At 56.4% G+C, this 17,111-nt stretch carries 13 protein-coding genes; 6 read left to right on the top strand and 7 right to left on the bottom strand.

Annotated elements, in window-relative coordinates; translation table 11 throughout:
• Positions 1–132: 132 nt before the first annotated feature.
• From M0G74_RS14535 to M0G74_RS14515, 5 genes are all read right to left on the bottom strand, one after another.
• Complete coding sequence (locus M0G74_RS14535) at positions 133–417, bottom strand: hypothetical protein (RefSeq protein ID WP_248219065.1); 285 nt, start codon at positions 415–417, stop codon at positions 133–135.
• Positions 418–475: 58 nt separating this feature from the next.
• A complete protein-coding gene (locus tag M0G74_RS14530) occupies positions 476–2,566 on the bottom strand; it encodes a PEGA domain-containing protein (RefSeq protein WP_248219063.1) in 2,091 nt (696 codons plus the stop codon).
• A gap of 419 nt (positions 2,567–2,985) precedes the next feature.
• A complete protein-coding gene (locus tag M0G74_RS14525) occupies positions 2,986–4,602 on the bottom strand; it encodes a hypothetical protein (protein ID WP_248219061.1) in 1,617 nt (538 codons plus the stop codon).
• A gap of 89 nt (positions 4,603–4,691) precedes the next feature.
• Complete coding sequence (locus tag M0G74_RS14520) at positions 4,692–5,888, bottom strand: hypothetical protein (RefSeq protein WP_160154456.1); 1,197 nt, start codon at positions 5,886–5,888, stop codon at positions 4,692–4,694.
• A gap of 30 nt (positions 5,889–5,918) precedes the next feature.
• Positions 5,919–6,401, bottom strand: coding sequence for a hypothetical protein (locus M0G74_RS14515; RefSeq protein WP_248219059.1), 483 nt, complete (start codon positions 6,399–6,401; stop codon positions 5,919–5,921).
• Here M0G74_RS14515 and M0G74_RS14510 point away from each other — a divergent pair.
• Positions 6,400–6,909 (top strand): hypothetical protein, encoded by a 510-nt coding sequence (locus M0G74_RS14510; protein WP_248219058.1) that lies wholly within the window; start codon positions 6,400–6,402, stop codon positions 6,907–6,909. The two genes, M0G74_RS14515 and M0G74_RS14510, sit on opposite strands and share 2 nt — an antisense overlap.
• 69 nt (positions 6,910–6,978) lie before the next feature.
• Positions 6,979–7,368, top strand: a complete 390-nt coding sequence (locus tag M0G74_RS14505) for a hypothetical protein (protein WP_248219056.1) — start codon at positions 6,979–6,981, stop codon at positions 7,366–7,368.
• A 112-nt stretch (positions 7,369–7,480) separates the two neighbouring features.
• Here M0G74_RS14505 and M0G74_RS14500 read toward each other — a convergent pair whose 3' ends face one another.
• Positions 7,481–8,710, bottom strand: a complete 1,230-nt coding sequence (locus M0G74_RS14500; protein ID WP_236250450.1) for a hypothetical protein — start codon at positions 8,708–8,710, stop codon at positions 7,481–7,483.
• A 924-nt stretch (positions 8,711–9,634) separates the two neighbouring features.
• Between M0G74_RS14500 and M0G74_RS14495 the strand changes: the two genes are divergently transcribed.
• The 4 genes from M0G74_RS14495 (at position 9,635) to M0G74_RS14480 (ending at position 14,685) form a co-directional block, all read left to right on the top strand.
• Positions 9,635–10,699: a branched-chain amino acid aminotransferase gene (locus tag M0G74_RS14495; protein ID WP_248219054.1), complete on the top strand. Its 1,065-nt coding sequence runs from the start codon at positions 9,635–9,637 to the stop codon at positions 10,697–10,699.
• Between the two features lie 481 nt (positions 10,700–11,180).
• Entirely contained in the window at positions 11,181–11,783 is a 603-nt protein-coding gene (locus tag M0G74_RS14490; RefSeq protein WP_248219053.1) for a Yip1 family protein, read from the top strand.
• 453 nt (positions 11,784–12,236) lie between these two features.
• Entirely contained in the window at positions 12,237–13,547 is a 1,311-nt protein-coding gene (locus M0G74_RS14485; RefSeq protein WP_248219049.1) for a parallel beta-helix domain-containing protein, read from the top strand.
• Positions 13,540–14,685: an SO2930 family diheme c-type cytochrome gene (locus M0G74_RS14480; RefSeq protein WP_248219043.1), complete on the top strand. Its 1,146-nt coding sequence runs from the start codon at positions 13,540–13,542 to the stop codon at positions 14,683–14,685. Before M0G74_RS14485 ends, M0G74_RS14480 begins: the two co-directional genes overlap by 8 nt.
• Here the strand turns inward: M0G74_RS14480 and M0G74_RS14475 are convergent.
• The gene (locus tag M0G74_RS14475) at positions 14,662–17,094 is read right to left on the bottom strand and encodes a transporter substrate-binding domain-containing protein (RefSeq protein WP_248219040.1); all 2,433 of its coding nucleotides are present in this window, start codon (positions 17,092–17,094) and stop codon (positions 14,662–14,664) included. The genes M0G74_RS14480 and M0G74_RS14475 overlap by 24 nt on opposite strands.
• Between the last annotated feature and the right edge of the window lie 17 nt (positions 17,095–17,111).

Raw genomic sequence — 17,111 nt, 5'->3', positions numbered from 1 at the left:
CCTTTGGCAAAGGGCCCGGGTATTGCTCTGTCTATTGATATTCGGTCTGTTAGTGTTCGGTCTGCGTTCTACCTGTGGTTGATCGTGGAGCCAGCTGCCGGTCCGATGGCAGCCAATTACCGGCTCCCCGGGTTAGATATCCACCGGGTAGGAGACCGCCAGGTCTTCCGATACTTCTTCCGATGCTTCGTAGCTATCGGCACTCTCTGCGCTTTGTGCCCGAATCTTGGGCGCAGGCTTTTTCTTGGCGACCGAGACCGGCTGCGCGATAACTTCCGTATTTGCCGATTCTTCTGTGCTCTTTTTTACGCTCTCTTTTGCGCTTTCCTCTGCGTTCTCCTCGGCACCCAGTGCCGGCGCCGACAGCGCCAGTAGCAAGACGCCGGGCAGGGTGAAAACACGCGCTATCTTCAACATACTTTCCTCGCCATAACCATTGCTCCGGATTTTGTCTGGAGACTGCCATTCAGGCCCGTTAATTAATCCAGCGCGCGATGCGGAAACCGATATCGTCCCGGGGTTCGGCACCGTAGTCGCGGTAGGAGAGGCGCAGCTCGGTGAGCCCCGCGTGCTTCCAGCTGGAACCGCGCACTACGTGGTAGTCGCCATCTTGCGGACCCACGGGGTTTTCCTCTTCTTTCAGGGACAGGCCGGTGCCGACGGTATAGAGGTCGTGTATCCACTCCGACACGTTACCGCCCATATCAAACAGACCAATTGGGTTGGGACTGAAGCTGGCAACCGGGGCGGTTGCTGCATATCTGTCGTTGTAGGTGCGCAGCACCGCAGGCACTATCTGGCCGGCGCTGCTGTCGGCGAAGTTGCCGGAGTTTTTGCCCACGGGTAAGGATTCACCCCAGGGGAATTTGCGCATGGCACCGCGTTCGTACCGTGCGGCCCAGGCCCACTCTGCCTCGGTGGGCATACGGTAGCCATTGGCGCTGGCATCGAAGCCGACCACGCGTCCCCGTTCAGCCCGGTAAACCTCTTTCAAACCATCGCGAGCGCTCAACCAGTTGCAGAAGAGGGCGGCGTCATTCCAGCTGATATTGACCACCGGAAGGCTGTCATTATCGAGGCTGACACCATTGGTGTGGCTGGAGGAATGCATGCGCTGGTAGCGGCGGTATTCGCGATTGGTAACCTCGGTGCTGCCGATATAGAAAGGCCGTGTCAGGGAAATTTTGCGCAACACTTCATTGGCGCGTCGGCCCTGTTCGCGGCGGGAGGAGCCCATGGTGAATTTTGCGTTGGGCCGCATGAGCAGCATTTTGCCGCCGGCACCGTGGGTAATTTCCGCAGCGACATTGCTCCAGCGTGCCTGTTCGCCGGTCAGCAAAACCGCGCGCACGCTCTGCTTGAGTTTGCTGGAGGGCACGATGGTGGTGGTGTAATCCTCGTAGCCCGCCTTGCGCACGGTGATATTGTGGCTGCGGGTAGGAAGGGTGAAGGTTTGTCCCGCGGTACCGACGAGCTTGCCGTCGATAAAGACCTGGGCCTCTGCGGGGCTGCTGGTGATCGATACCTGGCCGAACACGGCGGTCAGCTCCACATGCATGTCCTGCAGGTCATCGGCCCGTACATCCACGGACCGTTCCACGGTGCTGTAGCCATCCATAAAGAAGCGCAGCTGGTGGCGGCTGTTGGATGCCAGCGCCAAATCCAGCGGTGTCTGGCCGCGGTACTCGCCATCCACGGTAACACTCGCGCCAGGCGGGTTGCTGGCGACGCGCAGAGTGCCATCGGCCGCAGCGAGATCCACGGTTGCCAGTGTCTGGTCCACACCGGCAGTGACCGGTACCGGCAGTTGTACGGTTTTGTATTGTGGTAGCGATACCTCTACCACCCGATCCCCTTGCACCAGCTCCGCTGTCAGCGGCGTGGTGCCAAGAATTCGCCCTTCTACGCTGACGGTCGCGCCTGCAGGGGTGCTGGTGATGTGCACATTGGCCCAGGCGGGGCGCAGGTTGGCGGTGAGGGTTTGGGTGTTGTCCAGGCCTTCGATTTCAATTTCTTTGCTGAATGGCAGGTAGCGCTCGGTGAGAATGGTAATGCGCTTGCGGCCGGCAGGAATGGATTCGGCCAGGCCTTCGCTGCTTTCCACTTCGGCTCCGTTGACCAGAACCCGTACCGGTACCTGTGGCTCTGTAACCACCCGCAGATGACCGGGCAGGCGCTCCAGTTTGACCGCATGGCGGCTGTTGCTGTCACTGCTGACTTCTACTTCGCCGCTCTGGGGTAGGTAACCGGTGGCGGATACGGTGTAGCTGTAGTGGCCCGGGAGAACCAGGTGGCCGTCGCCAAGAGCAAGAGCCATACCGCTGACGGAAACCTTCGCGTCCGCCGGTTGGGTTTCAAATATCAGTGAGCGCGCGACCAACAGGTAAATCAACATCAGTGCGCCGAGTAACAAACAGGTGGCGACGGCAATCGCTTTGGGGGAAAGCAGCAGTTTATTGCCACCGGAGGTCACCGGAGCAGGGGTAAATCCAATCGGCTGGATGACGGACGCATCTTCGTTGGCCGGCTCGCTGTCGCGAACGGGAACCGCTTCCTTGGCTGTCATTTATGGTTTCCTGTTACTGCGTACTTATTGATTTTCCGTAGGCTCTGTTTTCCGGACTTCCTTTGTCCTGGTCTTTGGCGCACCGGAACACTGCCGGTTCAGGTGGAGAGCCAAAGATGGAGCCGCGCATTTCAGCTTAGCCCGCTCTGGCGATTGCAGCCTGAACGGGGGCGTTTTTGGCGTTGATTTTTCTGTTTTCCCGACACTGGGGCGACACTTTCGTCCACTCCACCGAAACGCGCTCGCGCATCGCAAAGGGGGAAAAAAGCTGGTGCAAAATGACCATTGAGTGACAGAGGAAATGGTTGGCTGGTCAGAAAAATCAGCGGTGGAAGCCGCGGACAGTTACCTCAGAAAACCACAAGTCAGTGGTGAATCTGTGTGCTTTTTGATCTGTCCGCGGGGTGTGGGTTCAATACTCAGGAGTTATTGGCGCTGTTAATTTTTTCTGCACACTGGATGGTGACCGTAGGCGACTCACCGGTAGGATCAACGACAAACTCTTGTCGTACATCGCGGTATCCCTGGCGCGTACCCACTGCGGTGTAGCGGCCTGGTTTTAGCGCTATCTCGCGCTCGGAAAAATTACCCAGTTTGCCAACGTGGTAAATGGTGACCTGGGTGCTGGCATCCGATTGCAATAAAACCGTAATGGGTATCAGGGATTTCGTCAGTGCGGATTCGAGTGCGTCGATCTGGTTTTGTAGGCGAGGTGTGTCCGTCTTGAGCGCGCGCGCGTCCGCGAGAATTTTACGGGCATGCTTATTGCGCGCGCCCTGGCCCAGGGTGAGTGGATCCGCCAGCAGCTCCTGCAGCTGGTCGTCGAGTTTCGCGCGCGCTTCCGAGCGGGCTTTGCCGGTAAGTGCTTCCACCAGGCTGCTGTCCTGGGCAATCAGCTTGCGATATTTTTCTGCGGCCTTGTGCCACTCCTCAAGCTGTTCCTTTTCAGCGGCACTGGCAAACAGCCGATCGATTTTGGCCTGGGCGATACCATTGTTGGCGTGCGCTATACCCACGTCGGGATCACTGGCCTGCGGTTTTAGCTGCTTAGCCTTGGCGAAAAAATTCTTCGCTTTGTCGAAATCATTGTCGGCGATAGCGCTATAGCCGGCGGACATGGCTTCGCTATAGTCTCGCTCAAGAATCGCAGCGGTCACCTGTGGCAGCAGTGCTTTGGCGGCTTCGGTATCACCATCGATACTCAGTGCCTGTTCCAGTTCGGCTTTGGCGGTATCCAGTGCATTGTCGGAAAAGGCCTCTTTACCGGCGGTAAAATGCGGCCACACTTCGGGCAGAAGCGCTGCGCGCTCCTTGCCTCTGGTGCCGCGGGGGTGCTCTTCGGAAATGGTCAGGACCAGGTCGAAGGCTTTGCTCGCCGCCGCGGCATCGCCGGTATCGAGAGCGCTGTGACCGGCAGCCAGGTGTGATTCAATCCGCTCGGGAATACTATCGCGCAGCTGTTGCAGGCCGGCCAGTGCCTGGCGGTACTGTTCCAGCGCCTGCATGAATTTGCGCTGGCGGTAGATACCATCCGCTTCTTCCGCCAGGGTGCGTGCGGCGAAATACTCTTCCGCCGCCCAGGTTTCCACTTTTCGCTCCAACAGCTCTTCCTGCAATTGCAGAATTTCCTGCAGTACCTTTTGGACATCCCGGCGCTGCTGGGTAATCTCCGCTTCGCTAAAAGGCGATTCCTCTATTTTGTTCGCGGATTTTGCGGTTGTTGCCGTGCCTGATGCATCCTTGGCGACCGTTGCGCTTACCGGGATTTCCGGCGGCTCCACCACCTGAGGCAGCACCCAGAAGACGCCGATCAGGGCGGTCAGTGTGCCTGCTCCGAGTAATATCGGTGTGAGCCTGCCACTTGCGCTGGACCGCTTTGCTTGAGCGGACTGGTTGGCGTGCGTGTTTTCCCCGGGGCTATCGGGCTGGGATTCACCTCCGAAGGAAAAGTCGGCGGGCTGAATATAAGACTGATCTTCCGATGATGGATCGCGGTGTTGCATGGTTTTTCCGCACTGTTCGCTGTTATTTTGCATTTACCGGCACCAAGTCCCTGGTGCCGGTACCGGGTCACAGATCTGGTTGCGGGCTGTTTTCCGACAGAAAAGGCAGCGCCCAGACAATTTTAAATATCGCGCATACCGCCGGTTTCTGCCTGATAAATTTCCTTCAGCAGTTCGCGCCACTGGCGGTACTGGTTCTCCACCGAGCCGGAGAGCGTAACGGTGCGGTCTTCCAGCTCGACAATACGTGGCTCAACTTCGGCTTCCATGGAATCGCCCAGTTCCTGCAGTGCCTCGATATGCATCTTGGCTTCGGAACGGCGGTCGAAGCCGCTTTTCACCAGATAGCCACCGCCAGCTACTGCTACATTGCCGGCCTGTCGCGCCGCGCCACCGCCGGCTCCGGCTGCGGCAATACCGCCGACAATGGCTGCGACACCCATGATGGTGTTATTGCGGGCCTTGCGTTTCAGTTCGCGCATTTCTTTCACTTCTTCGTAACTCATGGCACGCCACTCCTGATAGGGCATTTCCATGCTTTTTACGAAGGTGTCGTAATATCCTTGCAGCGTATCCACAAACAGATAATCCCGTTCGCGGATCTGGCGTACCCGCATCAACATGGGGTCGTCGTTGGCGGGGAGGGCGGTGAGCTGGTAGAGGCCTTTGTCGTCCTCGACCAGATAGCGGTCAAAGGCGCCGGGCGAAAAACTGCGAGCAAACTTGATCTCAGAAATGGTGCGCAACTCGGCGATGTATTCGTTGGACAGTTGCTGCCGGTACACCAGCATGTCATTGGAAATCCGGTTGTACACGCCCTGGAAGGCGTCGCCCTCTGTGGGGTGTTTGCGGTCGTAGGCATAGTGTGATGCCTGCTCGGTGTACTGCTTGGTAAACCATACCTGGCCGCGGGAATCGACCACCGTGACATCTACGGTCAGGGTTTCACCGTCGGACTGCACAATGGTGCCAGTTACCGTGACATCGATATTGGTGCGTTCGCTGGGAATTACCCGCACCGCGCCCCAGCCCTGACTGGATTGCACGGCACCGGCGAGCGTCACTGCGATATAGCGCGATTCTGCGCGGCGCAGTTCCGGAAAGACCAGGTCATCCTCTTCCGGTGCTTCCTCCTGTTCAAGCCCCGCGTTGAACTGCACTATGCCCACATCCAGCAGACGGTTTTCCGCAATGGTCGCGTCTTCTACCGTGAGCGGTGTATAGGCGGTAGTGCGGACTTCGGTGGTAGTGCAGCCGGTCAGCACCAGCAGGCCGGCTACCAGACTGCACAATGTTGTGCGTGTGTGTGAGAAAAACATAGAACTACTCTCCCTGATGATTGCTCATCCTTATTTCTGAGATTTTTTATATTTCCGATACTCTTCCCAGAGTCTTTCCTGCAGTTCCGGATCGGACTCGCGCATGGCCGCCTCGCGAATCTGGCGGGCGACTACATCGTCGTCGTCCCCGGAGGGGATATCTGCGGGTACCACCGTGGCGGTATTGGTGTGGTTGAATTCGCCCTTACGGCCCTTGGTTGGCAGGCCTGGACCTGTTGCCTGGCCGCTGGAATTGTTCTGCTCCGGACCACCGCCTTCACCGCCCTCGCCACTTCCTGCCGGCGGTTGGCCACCAAACTCCTCTTCAGCGGTGGCAATCAGGTCCTCCAGGGATTCACCCGGGGGTACTGCATCCTCCGCGGCGGCTTCTTCCTCGGCGGAGGCCGGGCGGTTACGCACATAGTCCCGCTCGCGCAGAATCATGCCGTCGTAACTGGCCATGGTGGATTCAAACTGGCCCTCCAACTCCGCGACCCGTTCCGCACTGCTCATGGGCGCTTCATTGGGTGCCGAGCTGCCGCCGCTCGGGGGGCTGCCGGCGCTGGATGCACTGGCCGGGGCGCCACCGCCAGAAGGACCACCACTGGCGGATGCCTGGGCACTCGCGGGCGAACTATTGGACGGGGAGCTGTTGGATGGCGAGCTACTGGAAGCACTGCTCGGTGCACTACTGGAGGCACTGGCACTACTCGCGGATGCGCTACTGGACGAACTGCTGCTCGAAGAAGAGCTGCTTGAAGCGCTGCTGGAAGAACTGGACGACGAGCTGCTGGCGGTCTGCTGTTCTTCCGAAAAATCGATTTCATCCGGCGGCTCCCCCTCGCTATTGGAGGAAGGATCCGGTGGCATACGGGATTCGTCGGGACGGCGGTCCGAGTCGCTGGAGACCGGCGTCGACGGATTGTTGCTGGCGGTAGGATCTTCTGCGCTGCTGCTGGATGAGCGCGAGCGGCGCTGTGACTCTTCGCCATTGCGGGACGATGCGGTGCTGGCCTGCTGACTGGAGCGGTCGCCGGATTCGATACTGGGCATCGAAGTATTGGGTTGCGCTCTACTGCTGGCGGTCGACATGCTCGGGCTGCTGCTACTGGGCGAACTCGGCGAGGGCATACTGCTGGCCGTCGATGGGCTCGATTTGGACTGGCTGCTTGAGGAGCTGGACGACTGTGATTGCGACTGCGATTGTGAAGAACTCGAAGAGCTCGATTTGGACTGTGATGGTTGCGCAGGAGGCTGCTGTTGCGTCTGCTGGTTTTTACAGCCGCTAATAACCGCCGCCAGTACGACCACGGACGCCAGGGTGTGCCAGCGCAGTTTGTGCTTGGCCGCGGATGCGGGGGTAAAGCGGTTTGCGATCTTCCGTAATGCCATTAGCTTTCTCCTGATGCGTTCACGGGTCGCCGTGAAACACGACGACCCGCTGTTGCTGTATGTCTGTTCGACAGTTTTCAATCGTTGAGGTTTAGGTGGCAAAACCCTTTTACTGCCAGTTTTTCCAAACCCGTTACGAAATCCAACCAACCTCGTTACATCAGTCGAACACAGTCCCTTTCCTTAAAATCTACGTTCAATCAGTCAAAGACAAATTTCTGCACGATGCCGGTGGTTTCAACCGGCTCACCGTCTTCAAAGCGGGGGCGGAATTTTGCCCGCTTGAGAACATTGCGCACCCGCGAACGGATGCTGACCTTGTCTTCCGGCTGTGCGCTGATGATCTGAATATTGCGCGCCTTGCCAAACGCCGTTACATCGTAAGACACGGTGACATAGGAATTGGCCAGTGCCTCTCTGTCCTCATCCAGCAACGGCAGGGTGGGCAGGGCCGCCGGTCTTCCGAAAATATCGTCTATTTCCCGGTTGGTTGCGCCGTTGTCCCACAGTGCCTGATAGGCCTCGCCGTAGGTCTTGCGCGCGGAATGCCACTTGTTGAACATCATGTACCAGTCACCCAGCTCTACTTTGGCCTTGGCTGAGGCCGCCGGCGGTGATGCCGGATTTTTCTGGTAGACATCCATGATTTTGGTGATCGCCGTTTTACCGGAACTGAAGCTGTTCATCCGGTAGTGATCCAGCTGTGCACGGCGATCCGGCGGCATGCCACCGCCCGCAAAATTGGTGTTGATCACCACCGCCTCCTGGGGCTCACCGGAATATGTCGCCAGGTAGTAGTTAGTGGCCTTCAGTCCCCGCAGTGCTTCCACCAAGCGCAAATCATTGGCACCGAAATTCTGCGAAATGATATCGACCGCCAGGGCGTACAAATTGGTGGCATTGATCAGGTGTTCGAACAAGGTCGCGCCCTGCTCATCAATGTATGCCTGTAAGTGCCAGCTGCTCAACTGATTGATGATTGGCAGCATGCGGGGGTCTTTTTCTCCGTAATTTTTTGCGTGCAACCAGAACAGGTATTCGTGGTTGTCGTTGGCATCCTCCCACTGGTTCAGCGCAATCTGGCTTTCGATCATGCGCTCGATCATGGGTACCTGGTTCAGGGAATAGAGCCCTTCGTTGACCCGGTTGATCAGCATGGCGCGGCGAAATTCCGCAATGGCTTCTTCGTGGGCGCCACTGCGCTGGAGTGCACTGCCAAGCCCCATCAGTTGTTCATCGATACCGGCGCCGTAGGCACCGTATTCGGCCTCCATGTCTTCAATACGCTGACGGTAGTCGTCGGCTGCTTTTGACGGACGCAGCTGTCGCTTGGGTTTCTCCAGTGGTTTTGAGGCGGCCTCTATATAGGCAGCCGGCGGAGCCTTGGCATTGTTTAGGGCAGAGTCGAGGGCAGATACTTCATCTGCCATAACAGAGCCACACAGCAGAGCTGAGGCTGTAAACATCAAGCCGATAGCAAATAAGTTGCTGGATTCTGTCTGTGTCACGATTGAACCACTTCCATTCCATGTTGTGCCTGACCTGTCCGCAACCTGGTGACAGATGTGCGAGCAAGCTCGAACTCCGCGACTCTTCCGGTGTTTGCAGGGCTGCCATACGGCGGCCGCGCTACAACTCCGGTTGCACGGAAACTCTCTCCCTGACGTGTGGTTCGTTCACTTTCCTGCCGGTTGCCCGGTGTGTTGTCGATATCGACGCTGGACTTTGGTTCTGCGAGGGCGTCGCAAGCCAAAAAATGGCATTGGATTCCCTTGCATTTGGCAGACACCGTCCATGTATTTTGAGTATAGCCAACGAACTTTCGCCCCATTGATTCTGCGAGTGGGGAAGGGCGCCAGAGGTCGATGACGCTATTGTTTCTGGTGTTTGGCTGCTACTGAAAACCGAAGTAATACCGCAGGCAGAGAGTCGATTTCAGGGATGCATTGAGTCTGGCAGCCCGGCGGAAGGGGAGAGGGATTTAATCGCCGATCGCACAAAACCCCGTGCCATTAATTTTAAGGAGGTGGGAATTTCTGTCCGCGTTGTCGCGCATCTAGAGCCGTGCGCGCCACTCTGTTGTTAACGGGGTCTACAAGTGGCAAACCAAGTGACGAGCCGCGGGTAAACCGAAGCGGCGCTGACTGCGGCAGAATTTTGAGTCAGGCGCTGATGGAAGGGTGCTTGTCGGTAATGCCGTAGGCCTGCGATGATCATCCTATAATCTGATCTTTGATCTATCATTTGTTGCTGATTTTGTTGCTGCTGTGGTATCTGTATTTGGATTGGGCGTCGATTCACGCCATAATCCGCTGGTTTGATCTGATTCTGTGCACTTTCAGTGGGAGAGCTTTGTGAGCATAAAAATACAACCTGAAGCCATTGCCAGCCTGAGAGGCTATGAAATGCCGGAAAGGCTGGGGTTTGGTACCGTCATGGCCCCGGTGATGTTTCGGGCACGTTTTCAGGACGGTCGCTGGAGCGATGGCGAGCTGGTCCCTTACGGCCCTCTGGCCCTGGACCCTGCCGCCAAGGTGCTGCATTACGCCCAATCCTGCTTTGAAGGTTTGAAGGCCTACCGCTACGGTGATGGCGTGGGTCTGTTCCGTCCTGAGCGCAACGCGGCCCGCATGGCCCACTCTGCCGAGCGTCTGTGCATGCCACCGGTTCCCGAGGCGCTGTTTATGGCAGCGGTAGAGTCAGTGGCCGCTCATTGCGCCAATCTGATTCCCGGCAATAGCGGTGAATCCCTGTATCTTCGCCCATTCCTGATGGGTACCCAGCCGGATTTTTCGGTAACGGCCAGCCGCGCCTACGAGTTTTATGTCATTGCCAGTCCCTCTGAGGCCTACCATGCGGGCAATATGCGCTTGTGGGTGGAGCGGGAAGACAGCCGTGCTGCCGTGGGTGGTACCGGCGACAGTAAGGTCGGCGGCAACTATGCGGCCTCCCTATTGAGCATCGCGCGCCTCAAGGAGCGGGGGTATGACCAGTCCCTGTGGCTGAACCCTGGCAACCGCCACACCATTGACGAGCTGTCGGGTATGAACTTCTTTGCGGTGATGGATGGTGCCCTGCACACGCCGGCATTGAATGGATCGATTCTCGAAGGGGTTACCCGGGATTCCCTGCTGGACCTAGCCCGGGATCTGGGGATCGAGGTGTACGAGCGGGAAATGGACATCGACGACCTGTTGGCGCTGGTGTCTTCGGGCACCTGCAGTGAAGCATTTGCCTGTGGTACTGCTGCCATTGTCAGCCCCATCAGCGAGCTGGGCGATGGTGAACAGCGCTATCGCCTTGGCCAGGCCCCGGGTCCGATTGCGGATCAGTTGCGGCGGGCACTTCTGGATATTCAGGAAGGTCGCGCGGAAGACCGTTTCGGGTGGATGCAAAAAGTGCCACCGGTGAACGTCTGACGCATCATTTTTCGGGCGGGCAAAAAGACTGGCGGATTACATCGCCTCGCGGCAAATAAAGCCGCCAGTTGAAGTCTTCACAAGCCCCTTCGAGTGTTTCGGTAGCACTTCTTAGAATGCGGTTGTTTCCTGCGGAAACGACCGCGTTTTTATTTGTCCCTTTTCTTACCGGTACGTTGACTTGCATGACCGAGGTGTTACAAATTTATAGTGCTTCAAAATGATGCCGCGAAAATAATTACCCGCGGGGATAAAAACCGGTATCTGTTGTTTTGACGCTGGCGTTCGCGCAGTTGATGCGTGAGCAATACGCAAATTAAATGCGAATAAAAAACTGGAACTGTTGGGAAAAGCCTTTGGCGGTATCCCTCACTTTGACAAGTAGTATCCAGATCAATTTGAGACACAGGAGTCTGTGGCTCCTGAAAAGGTTCTCCCTTACGGCCAAAAGCCGGGTTCCTCGCGAGTGAGGAGAATGGGAATGCTGAATCATCTCTATGGCCTGATGGTGCAACCTCGTAGGCAGTGGCAGGAAATTGCCGGCATGTCTGAAAAAGGGCTCAACCGTCAGATTCCTTACGTCATCGTACTGGCGTTGTTGCCGGCGCTTTGCTGGTATTTTGGCACCACGGAAATCGGCTGGAACATTGGTAGCGGCAGACAAATACGCACGCTGACCAGTGATAGCGCCCTGTCCCTGGTTGCCGTCTTCTACGTCACCATGATTCTTGCGGTGATTGCCGTCGGCTACTTTATTCACTGGATGGCAAAAACCTACGGTGCAAAAAGCCATCCCATGAAGGGCATGGTTATTGCGGGCTTTACCGCAACGCCCATTTTTATCGCCGGTGCAGCGGGCCTCTACCCGGTTCTGTGGCTGGATATCCTGTTAGCTACTCTGGCCGTCGCCTACGCGGTGTACCTGCTGTACGTGGGTATTCCCATTGTCTTGAATGTTTCCGAAGAGCGTGGCTTCTTGTTTGCCAGTGCCGTAGTCACTGTGTGCCTGGTCATGGCGGTGGTCGTGATGGTGGCGACGGTACTCTTCTGGAGCTTTGTGGCGGCACCGGTATTCCAGCACTAGTGGTTTACCCGTTGGTGATTTAGGCCAGACTGGCCTGGGAATTACGTTTCCCGGTAAATGAAAACCCGCACAGGCTGGGCCTGTGCGGGTTTTGTCGTATGTGTGGGTGGAGGGGATCCTCGGGGACCCGGCCACTGTCAATTTTCGACTTGGCAGTCAAAAATAGTCTGGTTAAAACGAGACAGGGTTCCCGTTTGTCTGTTGCTGCCTTTTTGGGCATTGGATACTATCCGGCCAATGGCAGTCGACGTGTTCTGCGCTTTTAAATTGGTACAAACGTACTAATTAATAATGGGGCAACCAGAATAGTCACGAAACCAACGGTAGTGGTAGATGCCGCTGTGGCCGCCAGGGGCCCGAATCGGGAGTAGGGCCGCGCACGAAAAGCGCACTTAACGTGTAAGAAAACAAACATAACAGTCAAAAAAAACATAAAGGAAAGCGGGAGATTCCATGAAAGCACCAATGAAACTGGGTGTGGTTCTACTCACAGCACTGGCGGCCGCCTGTTCTCAGGACAATGGCACCAGCAAGGGCGCAGATACGGCCGCGGCGAGCGTTTCCGCGGATTTCCAGAAGCAACTGCTCAAGCAGCTGATCCAGGCTCAGCCCGGCGATGTGATTGAGATTCCGGAAGGCCGTTACCAGCTGAATCGCAGCCTGTCGTTGAATGTGGACGGCGTGACCATCCGCGGCGCCGGCATGGATAAAACGATCCTGTCTTTTAAAGACCAGATTCAGGGGGCCGAGGGCCTGTTGGTCAATGCCAGTGACTTCACCCTCGAAGGACTGGCCATTGAAGACACCATTGGCGATGCCCTGAAAGTCAATGAAGGCAAAAACATCATCATCCGTAATATCCGCGTAGAGTGGACCAACGGCCCGGCAACGGAGAATGGTGCCTACGGTATTTATCCGGTACAGACCGAAAATACCTTGCTGGAAGGCAACGTGGCCATTGGCGCTTCCGATGCGGGTATTTATGTGGGGCAATCCCGCAACGTGATCGTGCGTAACAACCGGGCCGAGTTTAACGTTGCCGGCATCGAGATTGAAAATACCATCGGTGCCGATGTCTACGACAACATCGCTACCAATAATACCGGTGGTATCCTGGTATTCAATATGCCCAACCTGCCGCAGCCGGGGCACAGTACCCGCGTCTATGACAACAAGGTTTTCAAAAACAATTACGAAAACTTTGGCCACGAAGGCACGCCAGTTGCCGCGGTGCCTGCGGGCTCCGGTATCGTGATCAACTCCAATGACAATGTGGAAATCTTCAACAACGAAATTTCCGATAACGATACCGCCAATGTGATTGTGAGCAGCTATTTTGCGGCGGGTTACTACAGCGACAAGTCTACCCAGGAAAACTTCGACCCTTACCCGGAAGGTATCTACATCTACGACAACACCTTTACCGGTGGTGGCACCTCTCCGGATCACATGGAGCTGAAAGCGCTGAAGATCGCCAAATTCGGCCTCTCCGGAAGCCTGCCTGACGTACTCTGGGACGGCGCTATCGACAGCAAGAAGATGGTGGATGGCAAGTTGCCGGAAAACCTGAAGCTCTGCATCCAGAACGAAGATGTCGGCATCATCAATGTGGACATGCAAAACAACTACAAAAACATCACTACCGACCTTTCTGCCCACCAGTGCAACCTGAAAAAGTTGCCACAGGTCGTGCTCGAGTTCGATAGCGAACAGGAAAAACCTCAGGAAGAGCAACACGCAAACAATGAGGTTGCCGATGCATAAGTTGCTGTTGCCCCGCTGGTTAGGGGGCGCAGTGCTGACGCTGGTACTTGCGGGGTGTGGTACACCCCGCGACGCGGTCACACTGCACGAGCGCAATAGCGTTCCGGATAACCTGAGTGATTGGCATTTAGTGGAATCCATCGACGGCAAGCTGTCGCTAAACGATGGTGTCACGCCCTATGACCTCAATACCGCCCTGTTTACAGACTATGCGCATAAGTTGCGTACCGTGTGGATGCCAGAGGGCAGCAGTGCGGAATACGGGGAGCAGGATTTCGAGTATCCGGTGGGCACCATCATCAGCAAGACCTTTTACTACCCGCAGGCTGCGGATGGTACTGTGTTGCGTACCGATGATTATTCCCAGGACTATGCTCAGGGGGTCGCGGAAAGCGGCCTGAACCTGAAAAAGGTCAAGCTGATCGAAACCCGCTTGCTGGTAAAACGCAACGACGGCTGGCAGGCCCTGCCGTATGTGTGGAACGACGCTCAGACCGAAGCCGTGCTCGAAATTGCCGGTGATGCCAAGCGCTTGCAGCTGACCAATGTGAGCGGTGACAGTGAAGCGTTTACCTATGTGGTGCCCGATGCCAACCAGTGTGCCGGTTGCCATGCGGATAATCACACGCAAAAAGCGATCCGCCCCATAGGTCCGCGTGCCCGACACCTGAACAAGGAATTCACCTATCAGAACGGCACCGAGAACCAGCTGCTCTTCTGGCAACAGACGGGCTACCTGAGTGGTATGCCGGAACTTGCACTGGTGCCACACAATGTGAGTTACCGAGATACCTCGGCTTCACTTGAGGAGCGCGCGCGCTCTTATCTGGACATCAACTGTGGTCATTGCCACAACCCCAGTGGTGCCGCAGACACTTCCGGATTGATGTTGCACAGTGCCGAGCAGGATCTGCGTCGCCTGGGGGTGTGTAAGCCACCGGTAGCAGCGGGCACCGGCTCTGGCAATCGCCTGTTTGCCATTGTTCCCGGCAGCCCTTCGGATTCCATTTTGAATTTCCGAGTGGAATCGACCAGCCCCGGCGCCATGATGCCGGAACTGGGGCGCAGCCTGGTGCATGAAGAAGGCACCGAGCTGTTGGAAGCCTGGATTGCCTCAATGCCTGGCAACTGCAGCTGATCGACATATGGCGGCAACCGGCGGTTGCCGCCAACATTCCAGGCTGGCAAGTTGCAGGTATTCCGGGTAAAGCGGGTCCAGCAGCAGGCCGGTTTCCGCCTCCTGCCTGCGCTCATAGTCTTCCAGCAATGCCACATAGGTGCGGAAGCGAGCCTGGATCTTGCGCACGTAGTCAAAGGGTTCCTGCCCCCGGGCGTAACCGTAGCGGGCTTTCTCGTAATATTTTTTCTCTGACAGTAACAACATGGCGTTCTCCACGTTGTTAAACCAGACCCTGCGATCCCAGCCTTTCTCCTCTGCCAGATCCTGCGCATCGTAAACATGTCCCAGCCCCGCGTTGTAAGAAGCGAGGGTGAACCACATCATATTTTCCGGGCTGATATCTTTGTCTTCGAACTTGCGATGTAGCCACTCCAGATACTTGATACCGGCGCGTACGCTACTTTCGGGGTCAAACAGATTCTTTTCCCCAATCTGCTTGCCCGTATCCGGCATTACCTGCATCAGGCCGCGGGCACCCACCCAGGATTTGGCCTTGGGATTGAAGGTGCTCTCCTGAAACATCTGGGCGACGATGAGGCGCCAGTCAAAATCGTACTGGTCCGCGTATTTCTTGACGAATTTGTCGAACGGGGAAATGGTACCGTTCTCATTGACCTCATTGATTTCTGGTCGGGTTTTCTTGGGGGCTTCAAAATACTTTGTATAAAGTATTTTCATTTTCTTCTGGGTACTTTTCTTGTCAAAGAATTTGTTGACGGCTTCGCGCAGTTTCGGGTTTTCCTCCCGTATCAACCAGACATAAACGTTGTCGTCTTCATGCAGGTCGATCAGCGCGTCAATATTGGTGCGCCAGCTGTGCTCGAGTTTCACGGATACATTGTCGGCGATGGTCAAGTCATATTCGTTGTCGGCGACCTTGTCGATGATCTGCTGTATGTTCAGTTCCTCTGGCGCCAGTTCAATTTTTACTTCCGGTACCAGTTTCTTGACCTTTAGGGCGACATCGTAGTGGTTGCTCGACTTGCGCACATGAATGGTTCTTCCCGCGAGCTCTTCCAGGCTGGTGATCTTGTCGTTTTCCTCACCGACAACAACAACCTTCTCCTTCATGTAGGGGCGGCCGAAATCGACCCCCTGGTTGTCTCTTCGCTCTGTTGCGGAGAGCAGGCTGGCGGCGATATCCGCTTTTCCTTCCACCACCATGGTGAGTAATTCCGCATGGGTGGGGGCAACCACAATTTCCAGGCGAATACCCAGATGCTTGGCGAAGTCCTGGGCCAGCTCGTACTCATAGCCCATGATGCGCCCTTTCCACATATAGTAAGTGCCGGGGTGGTTGCGAGTGACGACGCGCAGGTATCCACGTTTTTTGATTACATCGAGGTCACCGACGGAGCGCGCAGAGGTGCGCTGGAGTTTGTGGTCCCGTACGAACTTGTTGACAGCCTCGGTCAGTTCCGGGGAATCTTTGCGCATCGCCCAGGCCATTTGTCGCTCACCGGGAAAAACGTAGTTTTTCTGCAGATTGTCTTTGAACTGGTCAACCAGGTTGAAAATTTGCCGCTCCACTACTGTGTAATCCAGGTGGCCTTCGGCGACATCAATCACCAGTTCGACGTAGTTTTTCTCAACAATCTTGAGTTCCAGCCCGGGGTGTTTCTCGGCAAATGCCCGCGCGTCTATCTCGTAGGCGGTACCTTTGGTCACCGCAAGCGTTTTTCCCTTGAGGTCCGAAGAATCCGTGACGGGCTCTGCATCCTTTGCTGACACCAGAATAATTTCGGTATTTGCGGTGGGGATGGAAAAGTTCATTTCCTGCTGGCGCGCCTCGGTAACCACCAGGTTGTTGGCAATGATGTCGCCTTTGCCGGCTTCCAGCAGGGGGATCAGCTGGTCAAAGTTTTCGGCATAGAGCACCACGGGTTCCAGGCCCATGTGGTGGGCCATGCGCTTGGCGGAATCCAGTTCGATATCCTGCTGGGTGGCGGCGCGGTGCAGGGAGTCGGTATTTGAAATGTCGACGAGAATACGCAGTTTCCCGTGTTTGCGAATGCCCTTCAGGTCCCCCATTTCCACATAGTTGTCGTAGGCATTGACTGGATATTCACCGGTGGTTTCCGGCGCCCAGTTGGCTTCCGGGCGCAGGTCGCCTTTCTGCGCGGCGCGCATGGTATTTTCATCTGGAGGTGTTTTCTCACCAGTATCGTCAGGTTTACTGGCAGCAGAGGTAGCAGCAGAGGCAGAGGCATCGTCGTCGGTGGTATCGCTGTTTGCCGGCGCCTGAGCGGCGGGCTGCTCCGGCGCGCCCTCAACTTTATTCTCCCCGGATTCCCGTTGGCAGGCAGACAGGGACAGCAGCAGCGGCAGCAGGCAGCAGAGAAGCCCGCGAACAGAAAGCAAGTTCATGGTACGTCTTTACATCA

The organism is Microbulbifer sp. CAU 1566 (genome assembly GCF_023156515.1).
Lineage (GTDB): Bacteria > Pseudomonadota > Gammaproteobacteria > Pseudomonadales > Cellvibrionaceae > Microbulbifer.
The sequence above is the reverse complement of the archived record's forward strand: the minus strand, read 5'-3'. Positions and strand labels throughout refer to the sequence as shown.